The 5,309-nt window shown below is 73.8% G+C and carries 1 pseudogene; it reads left to right on the top strand.

Annotated features, from left to right (window positions below):
- Window positions 1–5,309, top strand: a pseudogene (locus tag IO24_RS41680) (SDR family NAD(P)-dependent oxidoreductase); the annotation flags it as partial.

Here is a 5,309-nt window from a genome sequence, read left to right as displayed (position 1 = left end):
CGAGGCGCACGGTACGGGCACCCGGCTGGGCGACCCGATCGAGGCGCAGGCGCTGCTGTCCACGTACGGGCAGGACCGGGAACAGCCCCTGTGGCTGGGCTCCGTCAAGTCGAACATCGGACACACGCAGGCCGCCGCCGGTGTCGCCGGTGTGATCAAGATGGTGCTGGCGATGCGGCACGGAGTGCTGCCGCAGACCCTGCACGCGGCCGACCGCACCGCACAGGTCGACTGGTCCGCGGGATCCGTGGACCTGCTCACCGAGGCCCGGGACTGGCCGCGCCTCGACCGGCCGCGCCGCGCGGGCGTCTCCTCCTTCGGCATCAGCGGCACCAACGCCCACGTCGTGCTGGAGGAAGAGCCGCAGGACGAACAGGCCGCGCGACCGCAGCCCGTGACCGTCGGCACGCCGGCCGTTCCGCTGCTCCTCTCCGGCCGGACCGCCGACGCCCTGCGCGCCCAGGCCGCCCGCCTGCATGCCCACCTGCTGGGCACCCAGGGCCTGCGACTCGCCGACACGGCACTCTCCCTGGCCACGTCCAGGTCCGCGCTGGAACACCGGGCCGCCGTCGTCACCGAGGACCGAGACCACGCCCTGACCGCCCTGGAGGCCCTGGCCGAGGACCGACAGGCGCCCGGACTGTCACAGGGCGTGGCGCCGGAGGGCGGCCGGGTCGGTCGGTATGGGGCGTGAACTGTATGGGGCGTTTCCGGTGTTCGCGGAGGCGTTCGATGCGGTGTGTGCGCGGTTCGACGGGGAGTTGGACCGGCCGCTCAAGGAGGTCGTGTTCGGGGATGCTGCGGCGCTGGATCAGACGGTGTACACGCAGGCCGGTTTGTTCGCGTTGGAGGTTGCTCTCTTCCGGCTCCTGGAGTCGTGGGGTGTGACGCCGGATGTGCTGCTGGGGCATTCGATCGGTGAGTTGGCTGCCGCGTTTGTGGCGGGGGTGTGGTCGCTGGAGGACGCCTGTGTCCTGGTTGCGGCGCGTGGCCGGTTGATGCAGGCGTTGCCGTCCGGTGGTGCGATGGTGGCGGTGCAGGCCACGGAGGCCGAGGTCGCCGAGGCGCTCGGTGGCCTGGACGCGGTGTCGATCGCCGCTGTCAACGGGCCAACGTCCGTGGTGATTTCGGGCGACGAGCACCAAGTCCTGGAGATCGCGGAGCGGTTCGCCGATCAGGGTCGCAAGACCAAGCGGCTCACGGTCTCGCACGCCTTCCACTCGCCGCGTATGGAGCCGATGCTGGCGGAGTTCCGCCGGGTGGCAGCAGGACTGTCCTACAACGCGCCGCGCATCCCCGTCGTCTCGAACGTGACGGGCCGTCCGGCCGCCGCCGAGGAGCTGTGCGACCCCGCCTACTGGGTGCGGCACGTACGCGAGGCCGTCCGCTTCGCCGACGGGGTCAAGACCCTCGCCGAGCAGGGCATCCACACCTTGATCGATCTCGGCCCGGACGGTGTCCTCTCCGCCATGGGCCAGGACAGCGCTGACGCGCTCTTCGTGCCCGCCCTCCGTTCCGACCACCCGGAGCCGCGGACGCTGAGCACCGCTGTCGCCCGGGCCCACATCCAGGGTGTCGCCGTCGACTGGGCGGCCTTCTTCGCCGGGCGGGGCGCCCAGCCGGCCGACCTGCCCACCTACGCCTTCCAGCGCGAGCGCTACTGGCCCGAGATCACCGACGACGCCGGCTCCGCCGACCCGGTGGACGCGGCGTTCTGGGACGCCGTGGAGCGCGTGGACGTGGCGGCGTTCGCCGGCACGCTGGAGGTCGGCGAGGAGGAGCGCTCCTCGCTGGGCACGGTGCTGCCGATGCTGGCCTCGTGGCGCAAGCGGCACCGCATGCAGTCCGCGGTCGACTCCTGGCGCTACCGGATCGTCTGGAAGCCCGTGACGCACGGCACCGGCCCGCGGCCGCTCACGGGCCGTTGGCTCGTGCTGCTGCCGCAGGACCGGCCGGCGGAGGCCGACGCGGTGCTCGCCGCCCTCCAGGCGTCCGGTGCGCAGCCGGTCCCGGTCGAGGTCGACGCGGCCGGCGGCACGGCCGCCGCGCTGCTGCCGCGGCTACGGGCGGCGGTCGCCGACGCGGTGCCGGTCACCGGAGTGCTGTCCTTCCTTGCGCTGGACGAGACCCCGCACGGGGAGCACCCCGAGGTCACCTCCGGACTCGCCGCCACATTCGAACTGGTACGGGCCCTCGGCGAGGCGGAGATCTCGGCACCGCTGTGGTGCCTGACCCGGGGCGCGGTCTCGGTCGGCCGGTCCGACCGGCCGGCGAACCCGGCGCAGGCGCAGACCTGGGGACTCGGCCGGACGGTGGCCCTGGAGCACCCCGACCGATGGGGCGGACTGCTCGACCTGCCCGAAAACCCCGACGACCGCTCGCTGGCCCGGGTGCTGCGCGTGCTGGCCGGGGACGGCGCCGAGGACCAGATCGCGGTGCGCGCCTCCGGAGTCTTCGTACGACGGCTCGCCCGCGCGCCCCGCTCCGAGTCGCCGGCCGCCCCCTGGCGCCCGCGCGGCACCGTCCTGGTCACCGGCGGCACCGGCGCGCTGGGTGCCGAAGCCGCCCGCTGGCTCGCCCGCAACGGTGCCGAACACCTGGTCCTCACCAGCCGCCGGGGCCCGGCAGCCGCCGGCGCGGAGGAACTGCGCCGGGAACTGACCGAGCTGGGCGTGACGGTCACCGTCGCGGCCTGTGACGTGGCCGACCGGGACGCACTGGGCCGGCTGCTCGCCGAGATACCCGCCGAGACGCCGCTCAGCGCGGTGCTGCACGCCGCGGGAGCCGGCCAGTTCACGCCGGTCGCCGACACCACGCCGGCCGAACTCGCCGACGTACTGCGCGCCAAGGTCGCCGGAGCCCGCCACCTGGACGAACTGCTGGGCGACACCCCGCTGGACGCCTTCGTCCTCTACTCCTCCATCTCCGCCGCCTGGGGCAGCGGCGGCCAGGGCGCCTACGCCGCCGCCAACGCCTGCCTCGACGCCCTCGCCGAGCAGCGCCGCGGCCGAGGACTGGCCGCCACCTCGGTGGGCTGGGGCCCGTGGAGCGGCGGCGGCATGGCCGACGGGGAGGCCGAAGGCCATCTGCGCCGCCGCGGCCTGACCCCGCTCGCCCCCGAACTGGGCGTCGCCGCGCTCCGGCAGGCCGTCGACCACGACGACGTGGCCGTGGCCGTCGCCGACGTCGACTGGGATCGCTTCGTCGCCGGCTTCACCGCCGTACGCCCCAGTCCGCTCCTCGGCGACCTGCCCGAGGTGCGCAGCGCCCTGGTCACCGAGGTGCCCGACGACACCGCCGACTCGGATCTGAAACGCCGCCTCACCACACTCTCCGAGGCCGAGCAGCAGCGCCTGCTCCTGGATCTGGTGCGCACCGAGACCGCCGCGGTCCTGGGCCACGCCTCCCAGGAATTGGTGGAAGCGGGCCGTGCCTTCCGGGAACTCGGCTTCGACTCGCTCACCGCGGTGGAACTCCGCAACCGGCTCAACACCCGCACCGGGCTGACCCTGCCGGCCACCCTCGTCTTCGACCACCCCACCCCCGACGCCCTCGCCGGACACCTCCGCGACGAACTGGCCGGCGGCGCGGACCAAATCCGCAGCGCGCTCCCCACGACCACCGCGCACACCGACGAGCCGATCGCGATCGTCGGCATGGCCTGCCGTTACCCGGGCGGCGTCTCCTCCCCGGAGGACCTGTGGCGACTGGTCGTCGCGGGCGGAGACGGCATCGGCGAGTTCCCCGCCGACCGCGGCTGGGACGTGGACGGCATCTACCACCCCGACCCCGAGCACCCCGGCACCTCGTACACCCGCGAAGGCGGATTCCTCTACGAGGCCGGGTACTTCGACGCCGGAATGTTCGGCATCTCGCCGCGCGAGGCCGTCACCATGGACCCGCAGCAGCGACTCCTCCTGGAGGCCTCGTGGGAGGCCGTGGAGCGGGCCGGCATCGACCCGACCGCGCTCAAGGGCCACCCGTGCGGTGTGTTCGTCGGCGCCGGCTACCAGGGCTACGGTGCCGGCGCCGACCAGGGCGACGACGCGGCGGACTACTCCCTCACCGACATCTCCACCAGCGTCGCCTCCGGCCGGATCGCCTACGCCCTCGGTCTGGAGGGCCCGGCCGTCACCGTCGACACCGCCTGCTCCTCCTCGCTCGTCGCCCTGCATCTCGCCGCGCAGGCACTGCGATCAGGGGAGTGCACGCTGGCGCTGGCCGGTGGCGTCGCCGTGATGCCGACCGCCGGCACGTTCGTCGAGTTCTCCCGGCAGCGCGGCCTCGCCGCCGACGGCCGGTGCAAGTCCTTCGCCGACGCCGCCGACGGCACCGGCTGGGGTGAAGGCGTCGGCATGCTGCTCGTGGAGCGGTTGTCGGACGCCCAGCGCAACGGGCACCGGGTGCTGGCCGTGGTGCGGGGCAGCGCCGTCAACCAGGACGGCGCGTCCAACGGCCTCACCGCGCCGAACGGCCCCTCGCAGCAGCGGGTGATCCGCCAGGCCCTCGCCGGCGCCCAGCTCACGACGTCGGACGTCGACGCCGTCGAGGCCCACGGCACCGGCACCACCCTCGGCGACCCCATCGAGGCACAGGCGCTCCTCGCCACCTACGGTCAGGACCGGCCCGAGGGCCGCCCGCTGTGGCTGGGCTCCATCAAGTCGAACATCGGGCACACCCAGGCCGCTGCCGGTGTCGCGGGCGTCATCAAGATGGTGATGGCCCTACGGCACGGCGTACTGCCGCAGACCCTGCACGTGGACGAGCCGTCCCAGCAGGTCGACTGGACGACGGGCGCGATCGAGCTGCTGACCGAGGCACGCGACTGGCCCGAGACCGGACGTCCCCGGCGGGCCGCCGTCTCCTCTTTCGGCATCAGCGGCACCAACGCGCACACCATCATCGAACAGGCCCCCGACACCACGACGACCACGCCGGAAACCCCAGTCGTGGCATCGCCGGTCGTGCCCTGGGTGCTGTCGGGCCGCAGCGACGCCGCACTGCGCGGCCAGGCGCGGCGACTGCGGGACTGGCTGGAGGCCCGTCCCGAGGACACCCTCGCCGACGTGGGCCACGCCCTCGCCACCTCCCGGGCGGCGTTGGAACACCGCGCCGGCCTCGTCGCGTCAGACCGTGACGAACTCCTCGCCGGACTCGCGGCACTGACCGAGGGCGAGCGGATGCCGGGCCTCGTACAGGGGTCCGTCACCGAGGGCGGCCGGGTCGGTTTCCTGTTCACGGGGCAGGGGTCGCAGCGGGTCGGTATGGGGCGTGAACTGTATGGGGCGTTTCCGGTGTTCGCGGAGGCG

Source organism: Streptomyces flavovariabilis (genome assembly GCF_000725785.1).
Classification (GTDB): domain Bacteria; phylum Actinomycetota; class Actinomycetes; order Streptomycetales; family Streptomycetaceae; genus Streptomyces; species Streptomyces hawaiiensis.
This window is presented reverse-complemented; position numbering and strand designations above follow the sequence as displayed.